At 68.9% G+C, this 26,601-nt stretch carries 33 protein-coding genes and 1 riboswitch; of the genes, 19 read left to right on the forward strand and 14 right to left on the reverse strand.

All coding sequences use genetic code 11. The features are described from left to right. The first annotated feature begins 91 nt into the window (after positions 1-91). The 3 genes from ACGFI6_RS11325 to ACGFI6_RS11335 are packed head-to-tail and all read left to right on the forward strand — an operon-like array spanning position 92 to position 1,572. Positions 92-529, forward strand: a complete 438-nt coding sequence (locus tag ACGFI6_RS11325) for a hypothetical protein (protein WP_393117338.1) — start codon at positions 92-94, stop codon at positions 527-529. After that, positions 522-932: a thiol-disulfide oxidoreductase DCC family protein gene (locus ACGFI6_RS11330; protein ID WP_393117339.1), complete on the forward strand. Its 411-nt coding sequence runs from the start codon at positions 522-524 to the stop codon at positions 930-932. The genes ACGFI6_RS11325 and ACGFI6_RS11330 overlap by 8 nt, the downstream gene beginning before the upstream one ends. Continuing rightward, positions 904-1,572 (forward strand): TetR family transcriptional regulator, encoded by a 669-nt coding sequence (locus ACGFI6_RS11335; protein ID WP_393117341.1) that lies wholly within the window; start codon positions 904-906, stop codon positions 1,570-1,572. Before ACGFI6_RS11330 ends, ACGFI6_RS11335 begins: the two co-directional genes overlap by 29 nt. Before the next feature lie 10 nt (positions 1,573-1,582). On the opposite strand, the gene ACGFI6_RS11340 is transcribed toward ACGFI6_RS11335, so the two are convergent. After that, positions 1,583-2,089 carry a DinB family protein gene (locus ACGFI6_RS11340; protein ID WP_393117343.1) on the reverse strand — a complete coding sequence of 169 codons (507 nt, stop codon included), beginning with the start codon at positions 2,087-2,089 and terminating at the stop codon, positions 1,583-1,585. A 207-nt stretch (positions 2,090-2,296) separates the two neighbouring features. On the opposite strand from ACGFI6_RS11340, the gene ACGFI6_RS11345 reads away from it, so the two are divergent. The 10 genes from ACGFI6_RS11345 (at position 2,297) to ACGFI6_RS11390 (ending at position 10,356) form a co-directional block, all read left to right on the forward strand. Then, the gene (locus ACGFI6_RS11345; protein WP_393117345.1) at positions 2,297-3,853 is read left to right on the forward strand and encodes a DEAD/DEAH box helicase; all 1,557 of its coding nucleotides are present in this window, start codon (positions 2,297-2,299) and stop codon (positions 3,851-3,853) included. 93 nt (positions 3,854-3,946) lie between these two features. Beyond that, positions 3,947-4,861, forward strand: coding sequence for a phosphotriesterase (locus tag ACGFI6_RS11350; RefSeq protein ID WP_393117347.1), 915 nt, complete (start codon positions 3,947-3,949; stop codon positions 4,859-4,861). Positions 4,862-4,876: 15 nt separating this feature from the next. Further along, positions 4,877-5,251 carry a DUF1304 domain-containing protein gene (locus ACGFI6_RS11355; protein ID WP_393117349.1) on the forward strand — a complete coding sequence of 125 codons (375 nt, stop codon included), beginning with the start codon at positions 4,877-4,879 and terminating at the stop codon, positions 5,249-5,251. Between the two features lie 29 nt (positions 5,252-5,280). Then, a complete protein-coding gene (locus ACGFI6_RS11360; RefSeq protein ID WP_393117350.1) occupies positions 5,281-6,645 on the forward strand; it encodes an MFS transporter in 1,365 nt (454 codons plus the stop codon). Positions 6,646-6,749: 104 nt separating this feature from the next. Beyond that, positions 6,750-6,816, forward strand: a riboswitch (cobalamin riboswitch). A gap of 56 nt (positions 6,817-6,872) precedes the next feature. Beyond that, entirely contained in the window at positions 6,873-7,070 is a 198-nt protein-coding gene (locus ACGFI6_RS11365; protein WP_393117352.1) for a CbtB-domain containing protein, read from the forward strand. 4 nt (positions 7,071-7,074) lie between these two features. Continuing rightward, entirely contained in the window at positions 7,075-7,830 is a 756-nt protein-coding gene (locus tag ACGFI6_RS11370) for a CbtA family protein (RefSeq protein ID WP_393117354.1), read from the forward strand. Further along, a complete protein-coding gene (locus ACGFI6_RS11375) occupies positions 7,827-8,384 on the forward strand; it encodes a histidine phosphatase family protein (protein WP_393117356.1) in 558 nt (185 codons plus the stop codon). The genes ACGFI6_RS11370 and ACGFI6_RS11375 overlap by 4 nt, the downstream gene beginning before the upstream one ends. A 57-nt stretch (positions 8,385-8,441) precedes the next feature. Continuing rightward, positions 8,442-9,545 carry an alpha/beta hydrolase gene (locus ACGFI6_RS11380; protein WP_393117358.1) on the forward strand — a complete coding sequence of 368 codons (1,104 nt, stop codon included), beginning with the start codon at positions 8,442-8,444 and terminating at the stop codon, positions 9,543-9,545. Continuing rightward, entirely contained in the window at positions 9,542-9,913 is a 372-nt protein-coding gene (locus tag ACGFI6_RS11385) for a hypothetical protein (protein WP_393117360.1), read from the forward strand. Before ACGFI6_RS11380 ends, ACGFI6_RS11385 begins: the two co-directional genes overlap by 4 nt. Before the next feature lie 56 nt (positions 9,914-9,969). Then, complete coding sequence (locus tag ACGFI6_RS11390; RefSeq protein WP_393117362.1) at positions 9,970-10,356, forward strand: hypothetical protein; 387 nt, start codon at positions 9,970-9,972, stop codon at positions 10,354-10,356. A 4-nt stretch (positions 10,357-10,360) separates the two neighbouring features. Here ACGFI6_RS11390 and ACGFI6_RS11395 read toward each other — a convergent pair whose 3' ends face one another. From ACGFI6_RS11395 to ACGFI6_RS11410, 4 genes are read right to left on the reverse strand one after another with little or no spacing between them, the layout of a single operon-like run. Continuing rightward, positions 10,361-10,738: a VOC family protein gene (locus ACGFI6_RS11395; RefSeq protein WP_393117364.1), complete on the reverse strand. Its 378-nt coding sequence runs from the start codon at positions 10,736-10,738 to the stop codon at positions 10,361-10,363. A 52-nt stretch (positions 10,739-10,790) separates the two neighbouring features. Continuing rightward, positions 10,791-11,393: a class I SAM-dependent methyltransferase gene (locus tag ACGFI6_RS11400; RefSeq protein WP_393117366.1), complete on the reverse strand. Its 603-nt coding sequence runs from the start codon at positions 11,391-11,393 to the stop codon at positions 10,791-10,793. 34 nt (positions 11,394-11,427) lie between these two features. Continuing rightward, the gene (locus ACGFI6_RS11405; RefSeq protein ID WP_393117368.1) at positions 11,428-12,276 is read right to left on the reverse strand and encodes a fumarylacetoacetate hydrolase family protein; all 849 of its coding nucleotides are present in this window, start codon (positions 12,274-12,276) and stop codon (positions 11,428-11,430) included. Between the two features lie 9 nt (positions 12,277-12,285). Continuing rightward, entirely contained in the window at positions 12,286-12,984 is a 699-nt protein-coding gene (locus tag ACGFI6_RS11410) for a GntR family transcriptional regulator (RefSeq protein WP_393117370.1), read from the reverse strand. Positions 12,985-13,103: 119 nt separating this feature from the next. Between ACGFI6_RS11410 and ACGFI6_RS11415 the strand changes: the two genes are divergently transcribed. From ACGFI6_RS11415 to ACGFI6_RS11425, 3 genes are all read left to right on the forward strand, one after another. After that, on the forward strand, positions 13,104-14,195 hold the full coding sequence (locus tag ACGFI6_RS11415; RefSeq protein WP_393117372.1) for a mandelate racemase/muconate lactonizing enzyme family protein: 1,092 nt from the start codon (positions 13,104-13,106) through the stop codon (positions 14,193-14,195). 13 nt (positions 14,196-14,208) lie between these two features. Then, positions 14,209-15,048, forward strand: coding sequence for an amidohydrolase family protein (locus ACGFI6_RS11420; RefSeq protein ID WP_393117374.1), 840 nt, complete (start codon positions 14,209-14,211; stop codon positions 15,046-15,048). A 98-nt stretch (positions 15,049-15,146) separates the two neighbouring features. Continuing rightward, on the forward strand, positions 15,147-16,127 hold the full coding sequence (locus ACGFI6_RS11425) for a phosphotransferase family protein (protein WP_393117375.1): 981 nt from the start codon (positions 15,147-15,149) through the stop codon (positions 16,125-16,127). Positions 16,128-16,242: 115 nt separating this feature from the next. On the opposite strand, the gene ACGFI6_RS11430 is transcribed toward ACGFI6_RS11425, so the two are convergent. From ACGFI6_RS11430 to ACGFI6_RS11455, 6 genes are all read right to left on the reverse strand, one after another. After that, positions 16,243-16,911, reverse strand: coding sequence for a Fic family protein (locus tag ACGFI6_RS11430; RefSeq protein ID WP_393117377.1), 669 nt, complete (start codon positions 16,909-16,911; stop codon positions 16,243-16,245). 95 nt (positions 16,912-17,006) lie between these two features. After that, positions 17,007-18,101 carry a DNA polymerase IV gene (locus tag ACGFI6_RS11435; protein ID WP_393117379.1) on the reverse strand — a complete coding sequence of 365 codons (1,095 nt, stop codon included), beginning with the start codon at positions 18,099-18,101 and terminating at the stop codon, positions 17,007-17,009. 18 nt (positions 18,102-18,119) lie between these two features. Beyond that, complete coding sequence (locus tag ACGFI6_RS11440) at positions 18,120-18,962, reverse strand: ABC transporter permease (protein ID WP_393117380.1); 843 nt, start codon at positions 18,960-18,962, stop codon at positions 18,120-18,122. Further along, positions 18,959-19,771: an ABC transporter permease gene (locus ACGFI6_RS11445; RefSeq protein ID WP_393117382.1), complete on the reverse strand. Its 813-nt coding sequence runs from the start codon at positions 19,769-19,771 to the stop codon at positions 18,959-18,961. Before ACGFI6_RS11445 ends, ACGFI6_RS11440 begins: the two co-directional genes overlap by 4 nt. A 35-nt stretch (positions 19,772-19,806) precedes the next feature. Then, positions 19,807-20,817 carry an ATP-binding cassette domain-containing protein gene (locus ACGFI6_RS11450; protein WP_393117384.1) on the reverse strand — a complete coding sequence of 337 codons (1,011 nt, stop codon included), beginning with the start codon at positions 20,815-20,817 and terminating at the stop codon, positions 19,807-19,809. Between the two features lie 117 nt (positions 20,818-20,934). Next, a complete protein-coding gene (locus tag ACGFI6_RS11455) occupies positions 20,935-21,786 on the reverse strand; it encodes an NAD(P)H-binding protein (RefSeq protein WP_393117386.1) in 852 nt (283 codons plus the stop codon). A gap of 59 nt (positions 21,787-21,845) precedes the next feature. On the opposite strand from ACGFI6_RS11455, the gene ACGFI6_RS11460 reads away from it, so the two are divergent. Beyond that, the gene (locus ACGFI6_RS11460; protein ID WP_393117387.1) at positions 21,846-22,676 is read left to right on the forward strand and encodes an alpha/beta fold hydrolase; all 831 of its coding nucleotides are present in this window, start codon (positions 21,846-21,848) and stop codon (positions 22,674-22,676) included. A gap of 10 nt (positions 22,677-22,686) precedes the next feature. Beyond that, entirely contained in the window at positions 22,687-23,100 is a 414-nt protein-coding gene (locus ACGFI6_RS11465; protein ID WP_393117390.1) for a PaaI family thioesterase, read from the forward strand. A gap of 3 nt (positions 23,101-23,103) precedes the next feature. Here the strand turns inward: ACGFI6_RS11465 and ACGFI6_RS11470 are convergent, their stop codons facing one another. Together ACGFI6_RS11470 and ACGFI6_RS11475 are read right to left on the reverse strand one after the other, a co-directional pair. Further along, positions 23,104-23,388, reverse strand: a complete 285-nt coding sequence (locus ACGFI6_RS11470; protein ID WP_393117392.1) for a zf-TFIIB domain-containing protein — start codon at positions 23,386-23,388, stop codon at positions 23,104-23,106. Positions 23,389-23,451: 63 nt separating this feature from the next. Then, on the reverse strand, positions 23,452-25,353 hold the full coding sequence (locus ACGFI6_RS11475) for a penicillin-binding transpeptidase domain-containing protein (protein ID WP_393117394.1): 1,902 nt from the start codon (positions 25,351-25,353) through the stop codon (positions 23,452-23,454). A gap of 221 nt (positions 25,354-25,574) precedes the next feature. Here ACGFI6_RS11475 and ACGFI6_RS11480 point away from each other — a divergent pair, with 221 nt between their 5' ends. Continuing rightward, positions 25,575-25,901, forward strand: a complete 327-nt coding sequence (locus ACGFI6_RS11480) for an L-rhamnose mutarotase (protein WP_393117396.1) — start codon at positions 25,575-25,577, stop codon at positions 25,899-25,901. On the opposite strand, the gene ACGFI6_RS11485 is transcribed toward ACGFI6_RS11480, so the two are convergent. Continuing rightward, positions 25,898-26,596, reverse strand: a complete 699-nt coding sequence (locus ACGFI6_RS11485; protein WP_393117398.1) for a pirin family protein — start codon at positions 26,594-26,596, stop codon at positions 25,898-25,900. The two genes, ACGFI6_RS11480 and ACGFI6_RS11485, sit on opposite strands and share 4 nt — an antisense overlap. Positions 26,597-26,601: the final 5 nt, after the last annotated feature.

Consider the following 26,601-nt stretch of genomic DNA (forward strand, 5'->3'; position numbering starts at 1 on the left):
GGACCTCGACTTGAACATGTTCAAAAGAGCGGCGTACGGTCAGGACCACAAGGAATTTGAACGTGTTCAAGATGTGGGGTGGATGATGAGCATGACGGTGACGACCTACCTGCTGTACCTGCTGATCGCGGTGCCGCTGACGATCTGGGTGGCGCGGACGCTGAGCCGGAACGGGCGGATCTTCCTGGTCGACGTGTTCGGCGGGAACGAGGACTTCGCCGACGCGGTGAACAGGCTGCTCGTGGTCGGGTTCTACCTGCTCAACCTCGGGTTCGTGACGCTGTTCCTGCGCAGTGGGAGCCCGGTGGAGGACGCGAGCGGCGTGTTCGAGCAGCTGAGTGTGAAGCTCGGCGTCGTGATGCTCGTGCTCGGCGTGGTGCATCTGACCAACGTCTGGATCTTCAACAAGATCCGTACCCGGAGCCGGCTCGACACCATGACCCGGCCGCCGGTGCCGCCGAACGACACCGTGCACGGCCCGGGCTTCGTGGGAGGCGCGCCACAGATCTGGCCCGCCGACCATGCGTGAGCTGACCGTTCTGTACGACGCCGAGTGTGGCCTGTGCCGCCGGTTCAAGGATTGGCTGGCCGCGCAGACCCCGGCGCCGGACGGGTACGGCGGGGTGGTGCGTCTGCGGTTCGTCGCGGCGGGGTCGGCGAACGCGCGGGCGCTCTACCCCGCGCTGGATCATGCGGCCACCTTGCGCGACGTGACAGTGGTTGCGGACGACGGCTCGGTGTACGTCGGCGACCGCGCGTGGATCGTTTGCCTGTGGGCCACGGGGGAGCACAGGCCTACCGCCGTACGGTTGGCGAGTCCGATGATGCGGCCCGTGGCGCGGGCGATGGTGGAGGCGGCGGCGGGGCTGCGGCGACTGAATGGGGGTGATTACGCTGACCGGTGTGACGGACGGTGCGACCGCGAAGGGTGAGCAGACGCGTGAGCTGATCCTGACGACCGCGTTGCGGTTGTTCCGGGAGCAGGGGTACGGGCGCACGACGATGCGCGCGATCGCCAACGAGGCGGGAGTCTCGGTCGGCAACGCGTACTACTACTACGGCTCCAAGGACCACCTGATGCAGGCGTACTACGACCTGCTCCAGGATCAGCACCGGGACGCGGTCGAGTCCGTTCTCGCCGGTCAGAAGGCGTTCGTGCCGCGACTCAGGGGCGTACTGCAGGAATGGCTGGACGTCGCCGCGCCGTACCACGAGTTCGCCGGTACGTTCTTCAAGACGGCCGCCGATCCGCGCAGCCCGTTGTCGCCGTTCAGCGCGGAGTCGCACCCGGCCCGGGACGCGAGCGTCGAGGTCTTCCGGCGGGTCGTCGACGGCTCCGACCTGAAGCTCCCGCCCGACCTGAAGGCCGAGCTCCCCGAGCTGCTCTGGCTCCTCCAGATGGGTGTCGTCCTGTTCTGGGTGCACGACCAGAGCGATGACGTACGTCGTACGCGCACACTGATCGACCGCGCCGTACCGCTCGTCGACCGCCTGCTCCGCCTCTCGCGCCTCCCCGGCTTCAGAGGCGTGACCGGCGACATCGTCAGCCTGATCAACTCGATCAAGCCCTAGCAGCCAGGACCTACTCGCCGACCGCGCCGTCGATCCGTTCGCGGAGCAGGTCGGCATGGCCGTTGTGGCGCGCGTACTCCTCGACCATGTGGATGTAGAGGTAGCGGACCGAGTACGGCCCCTCGTGACCTGGGCGGATGAAGGTGTCGTCCAGGGCGTGCCGCGCGGCGAGCTCGTCCGACAGCTTCACGATCTTGCGGAAGTCCTCGACGTCCTGCTCGGCCTGTGCGGGTGTCGCCAGGTCGAAGTCGCCGTCGGGATGCTCGGCGGTCCAGTACTTCGGGGGCGAGTCATGGCCGGCCAGAGCGCGATGGAACCAGTACTTCTCGACCTCGCTCAGGTGCCGGACCAGCCCGAGCAGCGACATCGTCGACGGATCGACCGACCGTTCGACCAGTTGCGTACCGCTCAACCCGGACACTTTCCAGAGCAGGGTTCCCCGGTGGTAGTCGAGGAAGCCTTGCAGCAGCTCACGTTCGCCGGCAGCGGTCGGCGGATCCACTCGGAACTCGGTCACGGGCAGAACGTAACCCGTGTGACGAGCATCCTGTGAACAATTCGACCAGCCGCACCCACCCGTGCCGTAGACTGTCTGTGACGGCCCGCCCAGTTCTGCCTCGGGCCGGTGAGCGCACGGTAACTGTGCGCCAGCAGTCGACCACCACGCGCCGCGGCCCACCAGCCGCGCCGGGCAGGACGACCCCCCGAACTTTGGAGTACTTCTATGGCGGTCCGCCGCCCCACGTCTACAACCACGCCCAACCAGTCCGCCCCCCAGAACCGCCGGTCCACCGCCGCCCCCGCCGCAGCGGGCGACGCGCGTGGTGGGTCCGCACGGCCGCGCCGCCGGCGCCGCTCCGGCACCGCGCGCAACCAGCAGTCCGCTGCCCCACGCGCAGAGGTTGCTGCAAGCAACGATCAGGGAACGCTCGGCGACGACGTCGTCGAGACAGTTGCCGATGACAACCGTACGTTCGGCGAGCTCGGTGTGCCGGCCTCGCTGGTCACTGCCCTGGCTGCCTCCGGCGTGACCAAGCCGTTCCCGATCCAGGCGGCCACGCTGCCGGATTCCCTGGCCGGCAAGGACGTTCTCGGCCGCGGCCGGACCGGCTCCGGCAAGACCTACGCCTTCGTACTGCCGGTCCTGGCGCGGCTCGCGGCCGGCGCCGGCAAGCGCCGTCCGAACCACCCCCGTGCGCTGATCCTGGCCCCGACCCGCGAGCTCGTGACGCAGATCCAGGCCTCGATCACCCCGCTCGCCGAGCAGCTCGGCCTGCGCTCGATGACGATCTTCGGCGGCGTCGGCCACGGACCGCAGATCAACGGCCTGCGCAAGGGCGCCGACATCGTCGTCGCCTGCCCGGGCCGCCTCGAGGACCACATGCAGGCCGGTCACGCCAAGCTCGGCTCGGTGGAGATCAGCGTGCTCGACGAGGCCGACCACATGGCCGACCTCGGCTTCCTGCCCGCCGTCCGCCGGATTCTCGAGCAGACCCCGGCCACTGCGCAGCGGCTGCTGTTCTCGGCGACCCTGGACGCCGGTGTCGACGTCCTCGTCCGCCGGTTCATGACCGACCCGGTCACGCACAGTGTCGACTCGGCGCGTTCACCGGTCTCCCAGATGACGCACCACGTCCTGCAGGTCCAGTCCGACGCCCGGCTCCCGGTGCTCGTCGACCTGACCGCGGCGCCCGGGCGTTCGCTGGTGTTCACCAGGACGAAGTACGGCGCCAAGTCACTCACCAAGAAGCTGATCGCCCAGGGCGTGCCCGCCGTCGAGCTGCACGGCAACCTCTCGCAGGGCGCGCGCACGCGCAACCTCGAGGCGTTCTCCGACGGTTCGGCGCGGACCCTGGTGGCGACCGACATCGCCGCCCGCGGCATCCACGTCGACGGGGTCACGCTCGTCATCCACGCCGACCCGCCGGTCGAGCACAAGGCGTACCTGCACCGCTCCGGCCGGACCGCGCGCGCCGGAGCCGAGGGCACCGTCGTCACGCTGATGACCGACGACCAGGTCCGCGACGTCCGTGACCTGACCCGCAAGGCCGGCATCTCCCCGACGATCACCAAGGTCGGAGCCGACCACCCGCTGCTGTCCGAGCTCGCCCCCGGCGACCGGACGTACGTCGAGCCGGCGGTCAAGCAGGCGCCGCCCAAGCAGGCCTCCTCCGCCAAGCAGACGCCGGGCCGCGCAGGCGGCGGACGCTCCGCAGGTCCGGGGCGCCGCCCCGCACGTCGTGGCGGCCGGCGTCGTTCCACCGGGCGCCAGGCCGCCTGAGCTACGGCGGGGGATCAGGAGACACGCTCCAGTTGTCAGGTTACGGTTCCCGTGCTGGGAGCCGTGACCTGACAGTGAGATGACGAGGTGCTGATGCGGATCCGTACGGTGCTGAACGACCTGGTGCCGGGTGCGCTGGGCGTGACCGACTCGCACGACCACTTGTTCTTCCGTTCGGCCGCGTTGCCGGCGGATCAGGCGCTGGATGACGAGGCGGCCGCGGTGGCCGAGGTGCGTACGTTCGCGGACGCGGGCGGCCAGGCGATCGTGCAGTGGACTCCGTACGGGCTCAATCGGCGCGCCGGGCTGCTGCCCGGGATCTCGACCCGGACGGGCGTTTCGATCGTCGCCGCGACCGGCCTGCACCGGCGCGAGCACTACCCTGAGGGTTTCGTCGACAAGGTGCAGGACCAGCTCGCCGAGATCTTCGTCCGCGAACTGACGGCCGGGATCGGCGACACCCAGGTCCGCGCGGGGATCATCAAGGTCGCGAGCGGGTTCCACCTCCTCGACGCGCACGCCGAACTGGTGCTGCGCGCGGCCGCCGAGGCGCATCACGCGACGAATGCGCCGATCGCGATCCACCACGAGCTCGGCTCGGCCGCCGACGCCGTACTGGACCTGCTCGTCGACGAGCTCGACGTCCATCCGGCCGCGGTCATCCTCGGCCATCTGAACCGCTTTCCGGACCATCGCGTCCATCTCGAGCTGGCGCAGCGGGGTGCGTGGCTCGCCTTCGATGGGCCTTCGCGAGCCAACAACGCGACCGACCCGCGGCTGACGGACTGCCTGGCCGCTTTGATCGACGGTGGGTATGGCGATCGCCTGCTGCTCGGCGGCGACACGACAAGCGCCCGGGCGCGGGCCTCGACCGGCGAGGGGCCGGGCATGCCGTACCTGCTCACCCACCTACTGCCGCGGATCACGCGGTACTTCGGCGCGGACGTCGCGGACGCCGTGTTCCGGCTCAACCCAGCGCGCGCCTTCGCGACGGATTGGCGCAGCTAGCGGTACGTTCCGCGGATGAACGTCGTTGCTCAGGTCTTTGTCGCGCTTGCCGGTGTCTTTCATGTGGTCGTGTTCGCGATGGAGAGCGTGCTGTTCCGCAAGCCGAGTACGTACCGGCGATTCCTGGTGAAGGACGCCGAGGTGGAGGTCGCCCGGCCGTGGGCCTTCAACCAGGGCTTCTACAACCTGTTCCTGGCGATCGGTGCGCTCGGCGGACTGATCTGGGGCGGTGACAAGGGCCACGCGATCGCCCTCTTCGCCTGTGCCTGCATGGCCGGCGCGGGCGTCGTCCTGCTCGCCTCCGACCGCCGCATGGCCCGCGCCGCCGCCACCCAGGCCGTCCCGCCGATCATCGCGCTCGTACTCGCCGCAATCCTCCAATTGACTTAAAGTGCACTTGAGCACCGACAGTTCTCGGCATGAGCACCCTTGCCGAGCCGGCCACTGACACCAGCGGCGTCCTGTCCCCGCAGTACCGTGCGTTGACCGTCGGGATGGTTGCGCTGATCACGCTGGTCGCCTTCGAGTCGCTGGCGGTCGCGACCGCGATGCCGACTGTTGCACAGGCCCTCGACGGGCTCAGCCTGTACGCGCTCGCGTTCGGCGGACCGCTCGCGTCGGGTGTGGTCGCGATGGTTGTCTCCGGCACCTGGAGCGACCTGAAGGGTCCGACCCGCCCGCTCTGGCACGGTACGGCATGGTTCCTGGGCGGACTGCTGATCGCGGGCTTTGCGCCGTCGATGGAGGTCCTGGTCGCCGGGCGGATCATCCAAGGCTTCGGTTCGGGTCTGCTGACGGTCGCGCTGTACGTCGTCGTCGGACAGCTGTACCCGGCGCGCCTGCGGCCACGGATCTTCGCGGCCTTCGCGACCGGCTGGGTGGTGCCGTCGTTGGTCGGTCCCGCGATCGCCGGCCTGATCGTCGAGCACACCACCTGGCGAATCGTGTTCCTCGCCGTACCGGTCATCGCAATACCAGCAGCTCTCGTCATGCGGCCAGGGCTGGCCAAGAGCGGTGCCTACGACGTACGGCCGGGGAGGCTGTGGGACAAGCGGGCGCTATGGGCGGTCGCGGCCGCGATTGGTGTTGGACTGCTGCATTACGGCGGTCAGCAGCGCGGGCTGGTACAGGTTGGGCTACTGGTCGTGGGGCTGGCTGGTGTGGTTGCGTTCGGGCCGCGACTGTTGCCGCGTGGGACGTTCGCGTTCGGGCGTGGGTTGCCGTCTGTTGTTGCTCTGCGGGGCTTGGTGGCCGCTGCGGGCTTCGGGGCTGAGGTGTTCCTGCCGCTGATGCTGACCCGTGAGCGTGGATTGTCGCCGGCGCTGGCCGGGCTCGTGCTGACGGTGAGTGCGCTGAGCTGGAGCGCGGCATCCTGGTACCGGGGCCGTCCGAACCAACCGTTCTCGAACACGGTGTTCCTGCAGGCGGGGATGATCGCGATCGTGCTCGGCATCGCCACGGCGACCCTCACGCTGAACCCGCACGTCCCGGTCCTGGTCGGCATCCTCGGCTGGAGCCTGACCGGCCTCGGGATGGGTACGGTCTTCCCGACCCTGTCGGTGCTCGTCCTCGAATACTCGCCGCGCGCCGAACAGGGTGCCAACAGCTCGGCCGCGCAACTCAGCGACTCGTTGTTCACGGCAACAGTCCTGGCCATCGGCGGCTCCCTGTTCGCCGCGATGGAACCCCACTCCGAAAGTGCCGCCTACCTGGTCGCCTTCGGCCTGCCCGCCCTCCTCGCCCTACTTGGTCTCCAAGCCGCCCGCCGAACCCCGGCCTCCTGACCCCACCTGCCGCGAGGTGGGATTGGTCACCGGGCCGTCGTGGTGCGTTGACCGGGGTCGGGGTGGGGCTCTACGGTTCGAGGGTCAACCTGCGGTGCCATGAGGGAAGCCGGTGAGAGACCGGCACGGCCGCGCCACTGTGATCGAGCTTCGGCTCGTAAGTCAGGACGCTCGGGCACAGCAGCCTTTCTAAGGGGACGCGCACTTCCCCAGGAGGTCCAGTTCAGATGGCAGTTCCTGCCCGCTCGGTCGCCGTACCGGCGCTTTCTCCCAAGATCCTCGGTGCCGCGCTGCTCAGCGTCGGCCTGATGTTGCTGCTCGCGTACCTGGTCGGGTTCGACCAGGGGGCCGTCTCCCGCTCGGGGATGTACCTGCACGAGCTGATGCACGACGGTCGCCACCTGCTCGGCGTGCCCTGCCATTAAGACGATGCGCACCTTCGGATCGCTCCTGGTGCGCGGACTGATCGTCGGACTCTTCGCCGGCCTGCTGGCCGGAACGTTCGCCTACGTGATGGGCGAGCCGCGTGTCGACGCGGCGATTGCGATCGAAGAGGGCGGCGCCGCGCACACCCATGACCACAACCACGACCATGCTGACGGCACCGAGCAGGCGGAAGAGCAGCCGCTCGTCAGCCGCGAAGGCCAGAAGGCCGGCCTGTTCCTCGCCACCAGCCTGTACGGCGTTGCGCTCGGCGGCCTGTTCGCCGTCGCGTTCACGCTGCTGCGGCGCAAGCTCCGTACCGGGAACGACGCGTACGCCGCGCTCGGACTCGCCGCGGCCGGCTTCGTCGGGATCGTCCTGGTCCCGTTCTTCAAGTACCCACCCAATCCACCCGCCGTCGGCGATCCGGACACGATCACCAGGCGGACCGTCACGTATCTCCTGACGCTCGTGATCGGCCTGCTCGCGGTCTGGGGCGGCGTCGCGCTGTCCCGGTGGGCCGCCCGGTACGGCGAAGTCGCCCGGCTCGCAGGCGGTGTCGTCGGGGTGCTCGTCACCGTCGTGGTGGCGTACCTGATCCTGCCGCGGATCAACGAGGTTCCGGAGACGTTCCCCGCTACGCTGCTGTGGCAGTTCCGGTTCGCCTCGCTCGGTACGCAGGCGACCCTGTGGCTCCTGCTCGGATTCGGGTACGCGGTCGCGGTGGATCGCCGGCCGGCCCGACAGAAGGTGGCAGTTTGAGGTTGACGCTGGTGGCGCACGCCTTGACGCCCGCGCTGCGTGGACTCGTGCTCGGTGGCGACGCCGAGCCTGATCCGGCGAGTGTCGAGGCGGCGCGCGAGCTGAAGTTCGCGGCCGACGTCGTGTACGCGGGGCCGGAGCGGGCTGCCGTACTGACAGCTGCGGCGCTCGGGCTCGACCCGGTGGTCGAGCCGGCGCTGCGCGACCGTGAGTACGGCGAATGGGCTGCTCGCGGCCTGGAGGAGCTGCTCGCGTCCGAACCGTCGCGAGTGGCAGCGTGGCTCGAGCGGCCGCACAACGCCACTCCCGGCGGCGAGACCGAGAACGACGTACTGACCCGAGTCGCCGACTGGCTCGGGGACCTGGTCGAACGGCACGACGAGCGCACCTCCGCGGTCGCGATCGTCCATCCCGCGGTCGTCCGGGCGGTCGTCCTGTACGTCGTCGACGCCCCCGCGGAGTCGCTCCGGCACGTCGACGTACGGCCGCTGGACACGATCGCCCTGTCACACCACTCCGGCAACTGGTCCCTCGCTTTCGGACCTTCGGCCTGACAAACTGCGGTTGCCCCGGTCGCACGCCCAGGTGACCGGATGTCACGGGGAGTCGCGATGGCTGAGTCCGACCAGTTGGCGGAACGGTTCCGCGCGAACCACGACCTGCTCGTCGCCGCCCGCGACCGGCTGCAGGCCGCGGTCGGCGCCGGCTCCGCGAGTGCCGAGCAGGAGCAGCGGCTCGCGACCGTCAAGGAGCTGCTCACCCCGGTCACCGTCAGCGAGGTGAATGCCGACGGCAACGTTGTCGAGGAACAGCGGCCGCGGCAGTTCCTGAAGGTCGACCCGGAGGGACAGGGCCGCGCGGTCGAGGTGCTCGGCGACCTCCAGGCGGCGAAGAACATCGCGGTGCTGGTCCCCGGCATGGGGAACAGCCTGGAGACGTTCCGCGGGCAGTCGGACCGCGGACGGCTGATCAAGGACGAGGCCGGCCCCGGTACGGCAGTGGTCGTGTGGCTGGACTACGACTCGCCGCACGGGTTGCTGGAGGCGGCCAGCAAGGAAGCGGCGCTCGAGGGCGGCCCGCAACTCGCGGCGTCCCTGAACGAGATCAATCAGCTGAAGGACGAGAACGCGGATGTCACGGTAGTCGCGCACTCGTACGGCACCGATGTTGCCGCGCAGGCGGTCATCGAGGGCGGCGCGCGCCCGAGACGACTGGTGATGACGGGGTCGCCCGGCATCGAGACGTACATCGACGAGGCCTCGGATTTCGTCCTCCCGCCGACCAGGCTGTACACCGAACGCGCGCCCGGGGACTACGTCTCGTACTCGGAATGGCATGGGCCGGATCCGGCGAACTTCGACGACGCGATCCGGATGGCGACGGCTGATCCGCGCGGCGGGGACGACCCGGTGTCGGTGCACTGGCACAACGAGTACTACCGGCCGAACAGCGAGGCGTTGCGCAACATCGGCCGGGTGGTCCGTGGCGACGTCGACCACATCACGACCACCAAGACGGGACGCGAGGCAGAGACCAAGCTCGTTCTCGGTACGTCGTGGGGCGGCGTACTGAACAAGGCCGCCCATGTGGCCTCGTCGGTGTACAACGGAGTGGTGTCGCTCACCAAGCCGTCGAAGGAGTCGGCAGCGGCTGCCGCGCAACAATCCGCGACGCCGCGTTCGACCGGCGGAGCTCGAGAGGGGCGAGGGCTGTGACGGACGGACGGGAGTTCCTGCGGAGCGAGTTGGTGGCGGTGGCTGAGGCCGTCGTACCGAATCAGCGGCCGGTCGTCACGCACGACCCAGGGCCGGTGAACCCCGGCGTACTGTTCGACGGCCGTGGATCCGCGACCGTCGCCCGAGTGACGGTCGAGAGCGGCAACCCGCAGTCACCGGACCCGGCGGCGGCGGTCGAGGCCGCGGCGGCGGCGTTGCGGAGCCGGGGGTGGACAGCGGACGTCGTACCTCCGGAGAACGGTCACTACCGGGTCGCGGCGGCGCGGGACGGGTACGACGTCGCCGTCCACGCCTGGGCGACGGACTGGCGGATCACGTTCACCGGAGAGACACCCGTCGTTTCCTGAGAATCGGTGTACGGCGTGTCCTCGCGAGCCTTGGCTGGACGGTGTATCACGGAAGCGTGACCCTGACCGAAGCCCGCAACTTCCTCCGCTCTGAACTCCTGGTGGTGGCAGCGACCGTCGTACCCGACCAGACCCCGACGGTGACGCAGGACGTCGGTCCCGTCGACCAGGGCGCGCTGTCCGGCGACCGCGGCCCGGAGTCCGTCTGCACGATCACCGTCGAGACCGGCGACCCGACCACCACGCCGGACCCCGAGGCCCAGATCGGCTTCGCCGCCGAGACCCTCGAGTCCCGCGGCTGGAAGGTCACGTTCTCCGAGGTCACGGACGGCCGCCACGAGCTCACCGCCCGCCGCGAGGGCTACGACCTCACCGCCACCGCCGAGACCACCGACTGGCGTTTGACCTTCACCGGCCAGACGCCACACGTCGACGACCTGTAGCCGGTCAGCTGGTTGCGGCGCGTTCGGAGGCGCTGCGGAGGACGCAGAACTCGTTGCCCTCGGGGTCCTGCATGACGACCCAGCCGGTGCCGTCCGGTTCGCGGTGGTCGTTGGCGATGGTCGCGCCGAGGGTCAGCAGCCACGCGACCTCCTCGTCGCGGGTGGTCTCGGGCTCCAGGTCGAGGTGGGCGCGGTTCTTGACCGCCTTCTCGTCGTTGTTCTGCTCGAACAGGACGGTCAGGCCGTCGGCGGGCACCGCTGCGTACGGGTCGCCGGGCTGGTCGTCGTCGGGGCGCTCGGCCTTCAGGACCTGGAGCCAGAAGCCGGCGATCTCATAGGGGTCGTGGGCATCGAACGTCACCGTCCGCACGCGAGAAGTCATGCGCAGAGGCTACTTGCGAAAAGCGGCCACCGCCCTCGGGAATTCTCCTTAGTCAGCGGCGGAACAGCAGCCGATCCTCGGCCAGATCGGAAGGGTACGGCGTGAAGCCGGCCGCGACCGCGATCTCGCTGAGCCCGGGCGCGGTCCAGCGATGGACATGGATGTTCATCGGGTGGCCGCCGTACCCGGAGGTCTTGTGCGTCGACTTGGTGCCGAGGTGGAACCCGAGGAGCAGCACACCGCCCGGAGCGAGCACCCGGTGGAACTCGGAGAACGCCCGCGGTACGACGTCGCGGGGCAGGTGGATGATCGACCACCACGCGACGATTGCGGCGGCCGAGCCGTCCGCAATGTCCAGGGCGGTCATCGAGCCGACCCGGAAGTCGAGCTCCGGGTGATCGCGGCGGGCGACCTCGATCATGCCGGGGGAGAGGTCGATGCCGACAACCTGCAGACCGCGCCTGGCCAGCGAACCGGTGGTCCGCCCCGGCCCGCAGCCGACATCCAGAACGACCCGTCCGTCTGCATCGGCGACAAGCTGCGTCAGCAGGTCGAACGCGTCGTCCTCCCCATCCGCGGCATCCACCACCAAGTCGGCGTACGAACTGGCGACATTGTCGTAGGACGTCTGGATATCCGCGAGGTAGTCGGTCACCCGGCCGACACTAAGGCCGGCCGGGGACAGTTTTTCAGGCCTTGCCGAGGGACTGCTTCTGGCGGCCGAGGCCGTCGATCTCCAGCTCCATCTCGTCGCCGGGCGACAGGTACGGGAACCGGCCGGACATCGCGACGCCTTCCGGCGTACCGGTGTTCACGATGTCGCCGGGGCTGAGCACCATGTACTGCGAGAGATCACGGATCAGCGCCGCCACCGAGAAGATCATGTCCTGGGTGTTCGAGTCCTGCCGCGGCTCGCCGTTCACCCACGACTTCAGGTTCAGGTTGGTGGGGTCGACCTCGTCGGCCGGAACCAGCGCCGGCCCGAACGGGTTGAACGTCTCGCAGCACTTCCCCTTCGACCACTGGCCACCGGAGACCTCGATCTGGAACGCGCGCTCGGACACGTCGTTCGAGATCGCGTACCCGGCGATACAGGCGAGCGCGTCCTCGTCGGTCTCGACGTACCGCGCCTGCTTGCCGATCACGACCGCCAGCTCGACCTCCCAGTCGGTCTTGACGGAGCCACGCGGGACGAGCACGTCGTCGTACGGGCCGACGACGGTGTTCGGGTGCTTGAAGAACACGATCGGCTGCTTGGGCGGCTCGGCACCGGACTCGGCGGCGTGCGCCGCGTAGTTCTGGCCGATGCAGACCACGGCGCCAGGACGAGCGACCGGGGCGCCGACCCGCAGGCCGTCGGTCTCGGCGACCGGCAGCTCACCGGCCTCGAGCGCGGCGCGCGTCCGGGCGATCCCGTCGGCGGCGAGGAACGCGCCGTCGATGTCGGCGGTCAGCGGGGTCAGGTCGTGAACGGTGCCGTCGGCGGCGCGCACGTACGGGCGCTCCTCACCGACCGCCCCGAGGCGGAGCAGTTCCACAGATGTCTCCTATGACTCTTTGTCGTAGATCAGTCGCAGGCGGGCGCGGGAGGCCTCGATGTGCGACCGCATCGCCGCGGCCGCCTCCTCCGGGTCACCCTTGCGGACCGCGGTCACCACTGTTTTGTGCTCTCGCAACGCCTTCGTCGCGATGCCGCCACCGTAGTACAGCCGGAACAGGTGCAGGTGGCAGTGTGTCCGCTGGAAGGACAGCCGGGCGGTCTCGTTGCCGGCCAGCTCCAGCACCAGGTCGTGGAAGCGCTGGTCGTGCCCGGCCATCGCCCGGTAGCTGTCGTACGACGGTCGATCCGGCACGTCGGTGTAGCTAAGCATCTCGGCCTTCAACCGGGCGAGGTCCTCGTCGGCGGCCCGCTCCGCGGCGCGCGCGGCCGCCCACGGCTCGATGTGCAGCCGGTACTCGAAGAGGTCCTCGAACTCCGCGCGGGTCAGCCGCGAAGACACCCGGTACCCGCGCAACGGCTCCTTGATCACCAGACCGTCGGACTCCAGCCGGGCCAGCGACTCCCGGATCGGGGTCTGCGAGATGCCCAGCTCACGGGTCAGGGCGTCGATGTTCAGCCGCGTACCGGGCTCGACGACGCTGTCCATGATCAGGCCCTTGACCGTCTCGTAGACGTCGTCGCTCAGCACCTGCCGCTGCGGCAGACGGGCGAGCTGCCCGGCCAGACCTGCATGCGCATCCGTCACCTGTCGCTCCTCCCAACATGAATCTGCCCAACCTAGCGACTCGCGGTCCGCCTTGACGGGTCCAGTGTGAGGCGGCAACATCAAGATGCGCAATATCCTATAGGATCTCGGGAGGCAATGTGAGTACGGCGATCGTCCGGGCCGAGGCGTTCCTGGTCGACCTCGAGGTCGAGACCGTCCGGACCGACGCCGTCCAGTCGTTCCTGAAACAGGAGACGATCTTCGTCTCGCTGACCACGGCGGACGGGCTGACCGGCCTCGGGTACTCGTACACGATCGGCACCGGAGGCACCGCCGTACTGGCGCTGCTCCGGGACCACCTGCTGCCGCGCCTGACCGGTGCGGACGCGCGCAACGTCGAGGCCCTGTGGTCGGACCTGTTCTGGTCGACCCACGCCACGACCGTGGGCGCGATCACCTCCCTTGCCCTGGCCGCGGTCGACACCGCGCTCTGGGATCTGCGCTGCCTGCGGGCGGCCGAGCCGCTGTGGCGCCTGGCCGGCGGATACCGCCGCGAGGTCCCGCTGTACGACACCGAGGGCGGGTGGTTGCACCTGACAACGGACGAGCTGGTCGCCGGTGCGCTCGCGTCGCAGAAGGCCGGCTGGCCGGGCGTGAAGCTCAAGGTCGGGAAGCCGCGCGTGCACGAGGACCTCGAGCGGCTGACCGCGGTCCGGGACGCGGTCGGGCCGGCGATGGACATCATGGTCGACGCGAACCAGTCGATGACCTATCCCGAGGCCCGCCGGCGCGCTGCGGCGTTCGAGGCCGTGGACCTGTCCTGGTTCGAGGAACCGCTGCCGGCCGACGACCTGACCGGGCACGTCCGGCTGGCCTCGGGGACCTCGATTCCGATCGCGGTCGGCGAGTCGCTGTACTCGGTCTCGCAGTTCCGCGAGTACGTCGCGGCCGGCGGCGCCGGGATCGTCCAGGTCGACGTCGCCCGGATCGGCGGGATCACCCCGTGGCTGAAGGTCGCGCACCTGGCTGAGACGTTCAACCTCGAGGTCTGCCCGCATTTCCTGATGGAGCTGCACGTCAGCCTCACCGCCGCCGTACCGAACGGCCGGTACGTCGAACACATCCCGCAGTTGCGGGCGATCACGTCGACCGAGATGGATATTGTCGACGGGCACGCGGTCGCGCCGGACACGCCCGGTCTCGGCATCGACTGGAACCAGGACGCGATCGACGACCGCCGGGTCGGATGAGGAGGTACGCAGGATGCGCAGGGTCGACGCACATCACCACGTGTGGGACCTGACCGTTCGCGAGCAGTCGTGGATGGCCGGTCCGGAGCTGGATCCGATCCGGCGGAACTTCGCGATCTCCGACCTCGCGCCGCTCGCGGCGGCCGCCGACGTCGAGGCGACCGTGCTGGTGCAGACCATCGGCCTGGTCGAGGAGACGGTCGAATTCCTGGAGGTTGCTGCCAGCAACGACCTTGTCGGTGGCGTGGTCGGCTGGGTGAATCTCACCGCGGACGACGTCGCGGACGCGCTCGCCGGTCTCCTTGCCCGGCCGGATGGCCTGTATTTGAAGGCGATCCGGCACCAGGTCCACGACGAGCCCGACATCGACTGGCTGCTGCGTCCGGACGTACAGCGTGGTCTGGGTGCGGTTGCGGACGCCGGCCTTGCTTACGACCTGCTCACCAAGGCGCCGCACCTGCCGGCCGCGATCCGGACGGCGCGTGAGCTGCCGCAGTTGACGTTCGTCCTCGACCACATCTCCAAGCCCGTCATCGGCGAACCGCTGGAGCCGTGGGCGACCCGGCTCCGGGAGCTGGCCGCCCTGCCCAACGTCACGTGCAAGCTCTCGGGCATGGTGACCGAGGCGCCCTGGACCACGTGGAAACCCGCCGACCTCCAGCCGTACGCCGACGTCGTGCTGGACGCGTTCGGTCCGGAGCGGGTCATGTTCGGCTCGGACTGGCCCGTCTGCCTGCTCGCGGCGACGTACGACCAGGTAGTCGAAACCGCCGAGACCCTAACGGCGAACCTCACCCCGACCGAACGCGACGCCGTCTTCGGCGCCACCGCCACGCGAACGTACCGGCTGTGAGTACCGCCACGCAGGCACAACCCCCTTTTTAGGGGCAAACGCCTCGATTCAGGGGGTTCTGCCTGCGTGGAGATCCGTTCAGGCGTGAGGATGACTTCATGAGACTGCACACCCTCGAGCGGCCCCAGGACGCGTTTCAGCAGTCGCTGTCGGGACCGGAGATCTTGGCGATCTGCCGGCGGGCGTTCGGGGAGGACGTGCGGGCGACGGAGGCGGTCGAGTTGGGACTTGGCGGGTACAACACTGTGTACCGGGTCGAGCTCGAGAGCGGTCCGGTGGTTCTGCGGGTGGCGCCGCGGGAGTCCGTGCAGTACGGGTCGGAGCGGCAGCTGATGCGGAACGAGTACGCCGCGACGCCCTGGCTCGCGGTGATCGCACCGTTGATGCCCCGGGTCCTGGCGGTCGACTGGTCGCACGACATTGTCGACCGGGACTGGATGATCCAGAGCTGCCTGTCCGGTCTCCCCGCGCCTGAGCATCTCGGCCACTATCCACGATCCGGCCGTACGACGTTCTTCCGCCAACTCGGGGCGATCACCCGCAGCGTTCACGACGTACGCGGACCGTACTTCGGACGCCCGGCCGGCCCGACGTACACCTCCTGGAGCGCACTCGTCATCGCCTCCTTCGAACAGATCGCCGACGACCTGGAGCACGCCGGCCTCGACGCCACCGACGTACGAACAGCCGCCACCGTAGCCACCCGCGACCGCGCCCTCCTCGACGAGATCCGCGAACCGCGGCTGCTGACCGGCGACCTGTGGACGGTCAACTGCATGCTCGACGCCGACGCACCGGAGCCCCTGATTTCCGGCGTGCTGGACTTCGACCGAGCCGAATTCGGTGACCCCGCCGCCGACTGGACGATCCGAATGGCCCAAGCCAGGACCGACGAACGCGAATCCTTCTGGGACTCGTACGGCCCCTTGGACCGCTCGCCCGAGGCCGCCCACCGAGCCCGCATCTACGAGGCCTGGCACCTGGCCGCCGTCCGCCTCGAACGCCACCGCCTCGCCAAACACACCCCCGTCCACGAAACCTACCCAGCCCTCGCCAACCTTCTCACCACCCTCACCTGATCGGCGGTCGTTGGGGTTCAGGCTCGGCGGCCGGTGCGCGTTGCGAAGTTGTCGAGGGCGGTGATCACGTCACGGGCGACCCAGGCGCGGTCCCGCCGTCCGGTGCTGATCTGCTTCAGGACCTGTGCGTCGACGAGTTGGTCGATCGCACGTTGCGCAGCGGGTTGTGAGACAGCAAGGTGCTGCCGGACGTACGTGACGGTGACCGCCGGCTGGCTGAGCAGGTGTGGCAGCAGGCGACGGGCGGCCGAACCCTTCCGCGACGGGACGGTGTCCTGCCAGGTGGCGTAGATGCCGGTGAGGTCGCCGACGAGCCGACGGCAGCAAACGACGCGCGGCTGAACTGGGTGATGATCGGCGTGGGGTCGCCCTCGCGGTACGAGCCGAGCGCCGCGAAGTACGCGTCGGTGTCGGTGAGCAGGCCTGCGGAGACCGGGACGGTCAGCCGTCGCGTCACGCCGGACCGGCGCAGCATCGCGTGCACCAGTGTCCGGCCGGTGCGGCCGTTCCCGTCGTTGAACGGGTGGATGGTCTCGAACTGTGCGTGGGCGATCGAGACCTGCGTGAGTACGGGGACGTCGGTCCGCCGGCAGAAGGCGACGAGGTCATCCATCAATGCGAGGACCCGTTCGTGCCGGGGCGGGACGAACGCCGCGGTGTGCGGAGTCGGACCACCGCCGATCCAGACCTGCCCGTCCCGGAGCTGTCCGGGGCGAGCGTAGGTCTGGTCGTGCATCAGGGCGCGATGGGCGGCCAGGATCGACTCGATGCGCAGCAGGACCACGGCAAGCGGAACCAGTTCGCCGTCGGCCCGGGGCAGGGACGCGGCGAGTTCTCGCTATATAACTTTCTCTCAATAAAGTTAAATAGCGGGCGCTGTCAGGTCGGTGGGGGGACGAACTCGACGCGGATGCCTAGTAGGCGGATGGGGCGGTGGAGGTCGAACTTTTCCAGGAGGGCCATGGTTGTTGCGGCTATGACCTCGGGGTCCTGGGTCGGGGCGGGGAGTTTGCGGCTTTTGATGGGGGTGTAGAAGTTGACGAAGCGGAGCTTGACCCAGACTCGTTGGATGGTGCGGCCTTCGGCGACGACCTCTTGGGTGAGTTCGGTGGCGATGCGGCGGAGTTCGCGTTCTATGTCGGGGCGTTCGACGAGATCCGCGGCGAAGGTTTCCTCGTGGCTGCGGGAGACGGGTTCGCGGGGTACGTCGGTGACCTGCGTGTCGCCGAGGCCGCGGCCGAGTGCGGCGTACCAGGCGCCCATCTTGGGGCCGAAGCGTTTCTTCAGTACGTCGACGTCCGCGGCGGCCAGGTCGGCGACCGTGAGCAGGCCGAGTTCGTTGAGGTTGCGTTCCATCCGCGAGCCGATGCCCCAGAGGTCGCGGACCGGGCGGTGGTCCATCACCTCGCGCCAGTTCGCGCCGGTCAGGCGATAGACGCCGGCGCCACCTGAGGCGCCCTCGACCGGCCCGGCGCCTTCGAATGGTTCGGCGTGCGAGCGTTCGTGTTTCGCGAACCCGGTGGCGAGCTTGGCGCGGGTCTTGTTGTCGCCGATCCCGACCGAACAGGTCAGCCCTGTCCGCTCGGCCACGGCGGTCCGCAGTTCGGCGGCCAGGGCCTCCGGATCGTCGGTCTCGGCGCCGACGAAGCATTCGTCCCAGCCCCACACCTCGACCACGACCGGGAACGACCGCAGGGTGTCCATCACCTCGGCCGACGCCGCGTCGTACGCCGCTGGGTCCGTGGGCAGGAAGACCGCGGCCGGGCACTTCTTGTACGCGGCCCGCACCGGCATCCCGGAGTGGACGCCGAACGCGCGCGCCTCGTACGACGCCGTGGCGACCACCTGCCGCGGCAGGGCGGGATCGCCGGATCCACCCACCACGACAGGCAGCCCGCGAAGCTCAGGCCGCCGCCGGATCTCGACGGCCGCGATGAACTGATCCATGTCCACGTGCAGGATCCACCAGCTCATACGGCACAGGTAACCACATCAGCTGGACGCACTGGAGTACGTCAGGAGCCCGCGCCGCCACAACAGCCGCACCAGGAGCAACGCCACCGCCGAGAGCACGACGCCGAGCAGGACCGGCCACCAGTCGAGGTCGCCCGCCAGCGCCCGGACCGGGAACGTCGTCGCAAACGCCACCGGGAACGCGAAGGTGAGGAACGTCCGGACCGCGAGCGGGAAGAACACCAACGGGTACCGGCCGGCCTCCATCAGGTTCAGGAACACGAAGCCGATCGGGTTCACCGACTGCAGCCAGAACGCCAGGAACGACATCGCCGACCACACCGCCGTCAGCAGCACGAGTCCGCAGCCGACCAGGATGAGTGCCTGCACGACCTGGCCCGGCCCGAAGCCGATCCTGGCCTGCACCAGCCCGATCACCAGGACGACGATGCCGCTGGCAACGTTCGTCAGCTCGGCGACGTTGATCCACCGCAAGGTCAGATAGAACTGGCTCGACACCGGCCGCAGCAGTACGCCGTCCAGTTCGCCCTCGGTGAGGTAGGTCGTCATCCGGTTCAGGTTCGGCGCGATGAACGTGCCGATCAGCCCGGTGACGATCTGGAACACCCCGACCAGCGCGATCACCTGCGCCCGCGACCACCCGTGCACCTCGGCCGTGAACCCGAACAGCAGCAACGTCGGTACGATCCCCAGCCCCAGCTGCACCAGCCCGACGAGCAACGTGGTCAGGAAGTGCGCGCGGTAGTGCGTCTCCCGTACGACGGCCTGCGCGAAGAACCGCCGCCACAGCCGCACGTGCCGCCACTGCATGTGCCACCAGCTCCGGTCGAGTGGCGGACGCTCCGCTGCATACGTATTCATGCGCCCACCGCCGAGTACGCGCGGATCCCGGCCGACCACACCACGCGGGCGATCACGGCGAACACGACGACGTACCCGAACTGGAATCCCAGCCCGGCGAGCAACTCGCGGCCGGTGAGCTGGCCCGCGACGATCTCGACCGGGAACGACACCGTGTACCGGAACGGCTGATGGTCGACGAACCCGCGCGACCACTCCGGCATCAGCGCCAGCGGTACGACCGCGCCGGACAGCACGCTCGCGATGATCACGCGGGCCTGCACCAAGGCGCTCACGTCGTCCATCCAGAACGCCAGCGACGCGACCAGGATGTCGATCGTGAACGCCAGGACCGCCCCGAGGCCGATGCTGATCGCGAACAGGACCCACCGCCCCGGACCCGCCGGAATGTTCATCGAGTCGCGGAAGATCCACCACACGATGCCGATCATCGGCACCAGCGCGAACAGCTTCAGGAACTTCTCCGACAGGTTGTTCGCAACGAACCCGACGAGCAGCGACGCCGGCCGGACCATCCAGCTCGACAGCTTCCCGAGCCGGATGTCCTGCGCGAGGAATCCCGCCATCCACGACGAGGTCGCCATCGTCACGAACCCGAGCAGCACGAAGTACGTCGTGACGTACCGCTCGTCGACCGGCAACCGGGCCCCGCTCGCGATCGCCGTCCGCCAGATCAGCAGCGAGATGATCGGCATGGTGATGTTCGAGAGCATGAAGATCACGAACGCGGCGCGGTACACCGACCCCTGCGCGACCTCGGCCGCGGTCATCCGCCGGACGACGCGGAGGTTGCGCGTGACGGTACCCATCACAGAGCCCGTCAGAGGGCCCGTCAGAGAGCCCGTCACAGCGAGCTCCGGCGCTGGAACAGGTCCCGCATGATGTCCTCGATGTCGGCGTCCGCGACGTCGAGGTCGACGAGCGGACCGAGCCGGGTGAGTTGCTCCATCACCGATCCCGCGCGCTCCCGATCAGCCTCCAGCCGGACGATCTGGCCGGTCACCTCGACCGCGCCCACCCCGTCCATCGCGGTCAGCCGGGTGGCATCGACCGGCGTCGCGTACGTCGCCTGGACCAGCTTGCGCGGCTGCGCCGTCCGGACCAGGTCGTCGAGCCCGCCGTCGAACTGCAGCCGCCCGTGGTCGATGATCATCACCCGCGAGCAGAGCGCCTCGATGTCGTCCATGTCGTGGCTGGTGATCAGGATCGTCGTCCCACGGGCCCGGTTGAGATCGCCGAGGAACGAGCGGACGCGGGCCTTCGCGACCACGTCCAGCCCGATCGTCGGCTCGTCCAGGAACAGGATCTCCGGTCCGTGTACGAGCGCCGCCATCAGCTCGAGCTTCATCCGTTCACCGAGCGAGGTCTTGCGGACCTGTACGTTCAGCAGGTCCTGGACGTCGAGCAGCTCGGCGAGTTCGGCGACGTTGCGGTCGAACTCCGCGGTGGACAGGCCGTACATGTCCTTGTGCAGCAGGAGGCTCTCCATCGCCGGGACGTCCCACCACAGCATGGTCTTCTGGCCCATCACGAGCGCGATCCGCCGCAGGTAGTCGTGTTTGCGATCGGACGGCGTGTGGCCGAGCACCTCCAGTTCGCCGGAGGTCGTGTAGAGCAGGCCGGACAGCATTTTCAGCGTCGTCGTCTTGCCGGCGCCGTTCGGGCCGAGCAGTCCGACGACCTCGCCGCGGTCGATCGCGAACGAGATCCGATCGACCGCGAGCCGGGTCTCGTACTTGCGCCGCACCAGGCTCTTCAGCGCGCCGCCGAGTCCGGCACGCTGCTTGTGGAACGTGTAGGTCTTGGTCAGGTCGTGTGCCGCGATGACCGGCGGCAGGTCGTGAACAGGTGTCACGTGAGTGCACCGCTTTCGGGAGATTGTCAGGACCGGGCAGCGTCCTGTGGATCCTTCCGACGTGCGGCTGCCGCCTCCCCCACGGTATTCCGACCGGAAAGCGCCGTCCACCACCTTTCAGCGCCGGAAGGCCGCCCGGTGCTCGTCCACCCACTCCGCGAACGTCCGCGCCGGCCGTCCGAGAACCCGCTCGACGGTGTCCGTGACGATCCCCGCATCATCGCGCGCGTACCGCTCCATCAGGGCGACCGCGAAGCCCTCAGGCAGTCCGTTGGCGGTCATCGCCCGTACGGCAGCATCCGCCGGGATCTCCTGGAAGCGCAGCGGAAGTCCGAGCACCTCGCCGATGACCGCCACCAACTGCTCCTGGGTGAGCGCCTCCGACCCCGTCACCGCGAGCCGCTGACCCTCCCAGGCGTCGTCGAGCAGAACCTCGGCCAGTACGGCGGACAGATCGCCCTCATGGGTCGGCGCCTCGGTGAACCCCGCGTACGGTGCGCGCACCACGTCGCCGGCCCGGATCTGACCACCGAACATCCCAATCACATTGCCGGCGAACGATGTCGGCCGCACCGCCGTCCACGGCAGTCCGCTCGCGACGACCGCTTCCTCGACCTCCCGGTTGCGATCGCCGTTCCAGCGCGACGGCTGCAGCGCAGGGTCGTCGTCGACATTGATCGCCGACATCACCACGACCCGCCGGACGCCGGCCTCGACCGCCACCGCGAGCAGGTCACCGGCTCGCTCGCCGACCGCCCGCGGATGGACGAACAGGACGTCGATGCCCTTCAGCACCGGCGCGACGCCGGCGGGATCGGCGAGGTCCGCAGTACAGCGCTCGACGCTCGTCGGCACGCCGGAATCGAAGGACCGGGCGACCGCGCGGACGTTCGCCCCGCGCCCGCTGAGCAGTTCCACCAACGGCCGGCCGACGGTTCCGGTCGCGCCGGTGACCAGGATGTTCGTCACGAGAGAACTCCTACGTATGAGTTTCGTATAGTATGAGATTCATACTAACAGGAGGAACGATGAACGAGCTGGAGCTGTCCTCGGGGACCCTGCAGTACGTCGACAGCGGGACCGACGGGCCGGTGGTCGTGCTGCTGCATGGACTGTTGATGGACGCGTCGCTATGGGACGACGTGATCACCGACCTCGCCACGGACCACCGATGTATCGCCCCGACGCTGCCGCTCGGCGCACACCGGCTGCCGATGAGCCCCGATGCGGATCTGTCGCTCCCGGGCATTGCCGCGCTGGTCGTCGAGTTCCTCGAGCGGCTCGACCTGCGCGACGTCGTACTGGTCGGGAACGACACGGGTGGGGCGCTCGTGCAGCTCATCCTGCGGGACGGTGCCAAGCGGGTGGGGCGCGCGGTGCTGGCCTCGTGTGAGGCGTTCGGGAATCTGCCGCCCGGCCTGACGGGGAAGGCGATCGCGATGGCCGGCAAGCTGTCGCCGGCGCTGTTCGGTGCGTTCATGCAGCAGTTGCGGCTCAAGCCGGCGCGTCGTGCGCCGTTCGCGTTCGGAACGCTGACCAAGCGCGGTGACGCGGCGGTCGCGCGCTGGATCAGGCCCGTACTGGAGTCGCCCGAGATCCGCGTCGATGCGGTACGGATGCTGCGGGCGGTCTTCGCGGACCGCGGCCTGCTCGACGAGACCGCGCCCGAGCTCGCGCACTTCGACCGGCCGGCGCTCGTGATCTGGGCGTCCGCCGATCGGGTGATGCCGCTCGAACACGGCCGCCGGCTCGCCGAGCTGCTGCCCCAGGCGCGCCTCGAGCTGATCGACGACAGTTACACGCTGATCCCACTCGACCAGCCGCAACAATTCGCCAACCTGATCAGGCAGTTCGCCTAAGGTGCACAACGTGACCGAGTTGACGTTGGGGTTTGCGCAGGAGTTGCTGGCGATGCAGCCGTTCAGTGTGCTGGTCGGGGCGCGGGTGACGGCGTTCGGGGACGGGGGTGCGACGCTGGAGCTCGACATCCGCCCGGATCTCCAGCAACAGAACGGGTTTCTGCACGGCGGCGTGCTCAGCTACGCGGCCGACAATGCGCTGACGTTCGCGGGCGGTACGGCTCTGGGCCCGAGTGTGCTGACTGGTGGGTTCACCATCAACTACCTGCATCCGGCCAAGGGTGACGTACTGCGAGCCGTCGCCACGGTCGCGCACGCAACCAGCCGGCAGGCCACCTGTACGTGCGAACTCCGCACCGTCGACGGCGACACCGAAACCCTGTGCGCACTGGCCCAGGGCACGGTGATCGCCGTCAAGCGGTAGGGATCAGTCGAAGAGGTCTTCGAGGAACGACTTCTTCTTCTTGCGCGGGTACTGCTGATTCCCGTACTGCTGATTGCCGTACCGCTTGTCTTCGTACCGCCGGTCGTCGTAGTGCTTCTCCTCGCGCCGTGGTGGCGCGTTGAAGCGCAGTTCGGCGTCCACGAGGTGTTCCAGTTCGCCGCGGTCGAGGAAGACGCCGCGGCAGTCACCGCACTGGTCGACGGTGACGCCGCTGCGCTCGTAGGTTCGCATCAGCCCATGGCACTTGGGACACGTCAGGCTCTCCATCCGGAAACGGTAGGTGACGAAATCCGCCCGGACCCGGACTCTCAGCGAACTATCAGCAACTTCCTACTTGAAGCTGGCCAGGAACGGCTTCAGGATCGGGCCCGCGGTGTGCGAGCCGGACTCGCCGCCCTCGACGATGACCGCGAACGCGACGTCGCCGCGGTAGCCGGCCATCCAGGCGTTCGTGATGACCTTGCCGTTCGATACCACCTCGGCGGTACCGGTCTTGGCGGCGACCGCGCCGCTGCCCTCCAGCACCTTCGCGGTACCGCTGGTGACCGTGGTCCGCATGAACGTCCGCAGTGCCGCAACCGTTGCCGCGGGCAACGGAGACGCCGCCGCGCCGGCCGCGTCCTTGCCCGGTACCAGCACCGGCTTCATCGCCGTACCGTGGTCGACCGCACCGGCGACCAGCGAGATCGCCAGCGGGCTGGCCGTCACGGTGCCCTGACCGATCATCGACGCGGCCTGGTCGACGTCGTCCTTGGGCGCCGGCACCTGACCGCCGTACGCGGACAGCGACAGCCCGAGGTCCCGCCCGATGCCGAACATCGCGGCGGCCTTGGTCATGCCGTCCTTCGGCAGCTTCCCGTGCTGCGAGATGAACGCGGTGTTGCAGGACTCGTTGAACGCCTTCTGCATGGTGCCGTTGCCGTACGCCGCCAGACCGTCGTAGTTCTTGAACGACTTGCCGAACACGTTGATCGTGTCCGTGCACGGCAGCATGGTCGTGGTGGTCTCACCGGCGCCGAGGAGCGCGGCCGAGGTGACGATCTTGAACGTCGAACCCGGCGCGTACCGGCCCTGGAAGGCCTTGTTGTACGTGGTCGGGTCCGGGCCGTTCGCGGCCGCGAGGATCTGGCCCGTGGACGCCTGCACCGCGACCAGCGAGGCGGGCAGCTTGCTCGTCGCCAGCGCGGCCTCGGCGGCCTTCTGCATGTTGGTGTCGAGCGTGGTCTTCACCGGCTTGCCGGCGGTGCCCTTCTGGCTGAAGACCGTCTTGATGGTCAGCTTGGTCTTGCCGTCCCGCAGCGTGACCGTGCCGCCCGGTGTCCCGGCGAGCTGCTGCTGGAACGCGTACTGCAGGCCGGTGGTACCGACCTGGTCCTGGGCGGACGCGGTCGGGCCGGCGTTCTTCAGGGTGTCCTCGGTCGCGGTCTTCATGGTGCCGATCAGCGAACGCGCGAACGTCGCGGTCGGCGGCAGGGACTGGGTGCCGCCCATGGTCAGGACGCCCGGCAGCGCGCTCATCTTCGGCCGCAGCGCCTCCCACTGCTCGGCGCGGATCGTGATCGCGTCCACGAACTGCCCGGCCGGCGCCGCCTTCGCGCGGGCGGCGAGCTTCGCCCCGTCGACCTGGAGGTACTTCGTGAACGCGGCGTACGTCGCCGCGGTGGCCTTGGTGCCGGACGCGACGCCGACGATCACGACCTGCCGGTTCGCGGTCAGCGCGACGCCGTTGCGGTCCAGGATCGACGCGCGGGCCGGCAGCGCGCGGACCCGCTTCAGGTAGTTCGCGTCGCCGAGGCCGGGGTAGATGGTGTCGCCGGCGGCCTTGATCTTCCAGGCGTCGCCGGTCTTGACCGCGGTGGCCGTACTGGTCCACTTCATCGCGCCGATGCCGCGCAACTGCGCCTCGACCGCGAGCTCCTGGGTGCAGTTGTTGTCGTCGGAGCACTTCGGGTCGCCCTGTGGCGCGACCGTGACGGTGCTCGCTACCAGCGCGCTGTCGACGTCGTCGAGGCGCTTCGAGAACACCGTCGGGTTGTCGGTGAGGGCACCGGCCGCGTCGGGCTTGCCGTTCGGCGCCCAGGCCTTCACCCAGGCGTCGGCGAACTGCTTGATGACCGCTCCGGACGCCTGCTGCTCGTCGTTCCCGGACTTGCCGCCACCGGACTTGCTGTCCGAACAACCAGCGGTGATCAGCAGACTACTCAGGCAGACGATGGCAGTGGTTCGCTTCACAATCCCAACTCTCGCACGACGACGGATGGACACCGGGACACGGTCTTCGGCGTGTGGCTACCTCGGAAACTTACTCAACCTGCCCAAGTACGACGCCCCGGCCCGCTCAGGAGTTGGCAGCAGAGGAAGGGTGAATCAGGGGCAAGACGCTGCGTGAATTGGTCTGCCGGAATCTGGAACCGCGTTCCACGCCCGCCGGACGCGGCGTATTCTGCTCCTTTGTGACCCGCCTTGCTCTGCACAGCCGCCTGATTCCCGGAACCGAAGAGGCCTACGAGACCGAGCATGCCCGCGTCTGGCCGGAGCTGATCACGGTGATGCACGCCGCCGGCATCAGCGACTGGTCGATCTGGCGCAGCGGCCGGGACCTGTTCCATCTGGTCGAGTCCGACGACTACGAGTCCGCCGTCGCGTACCTGCGCGACAACCCGACCGACCAGCGCTGGCAGCAGCACATGAGCCAGTTCGTCGAAGGCTTCGCCCAGAACCCCGAAGGCGTCGCCGGCCAGTCCCTCCGTCATGTCTGGACAATGAGCGAGCAGGCCTAGTACATCTCCCACACGAGCACTTCGGCGCCGGTCGGGCCGGCGGTGAGGCGTTCGCCGTCCGCGCCGGTCAGCCGTACGGCGTCCGCGGTACTGAGCTCGCCGGCGCCCTCGAGGGTTGCCGTACCGGTCGCGACGAACAGGTGCACGTACGGGGCGGTGGGCAGCGTGATCGTGCCGCCCGCCGCGAGTCGCGCGACGGACATCCCGGCGGCAGGCTGGTTGAGGCGGATCGCGGTCGAGGCGGCGTGCTTCGCGAGACCTGAGGCGACCGGGACGAGTTCGCCAGTACGCAGATCGAGTTCGCTCTGTTCGTACGACGGCGGCAGGTCGAACTGCTCCGGGCGTACCCACATCTGGACGTAGTGCACCGGGTCCGCGCCGTCGTTCCACTCCGAGTGCTGGATCCCGGAGCCCGCGCTCATCCGCTGCGCGAGACCGGGGTGGATCGTGCCGCTGTTCCCCTGCGAATCACGGTGCGCCAGCGCGCCCCCCAGTACCCAGGTGACGATCTCCAGGTCCTGATGCGGATGCGTGCCGAACCCGGTGCCAGGGGCAACCGTCTCGTCGTTGTGCGCGACCAGGAACCCGAACCCGACGTTCGCCGGGTCGTAGTGCGCCCCGAACGAGAACGAATGCCGCGACTCCAGCCAGTCCGACGTCGTCGCGAACCGCTCGTCCGCCCGGAAGATCTCCACGGTCC

Source organism: Kribbella sp. NPDC048928, from assembly GCF_043197975.1.
Classification (GTDB): domain Bacteria; phylum Actinomycetota; class Actinomycetes; order Propionibacteriales; family Kribbellaceae; genus Kribbella.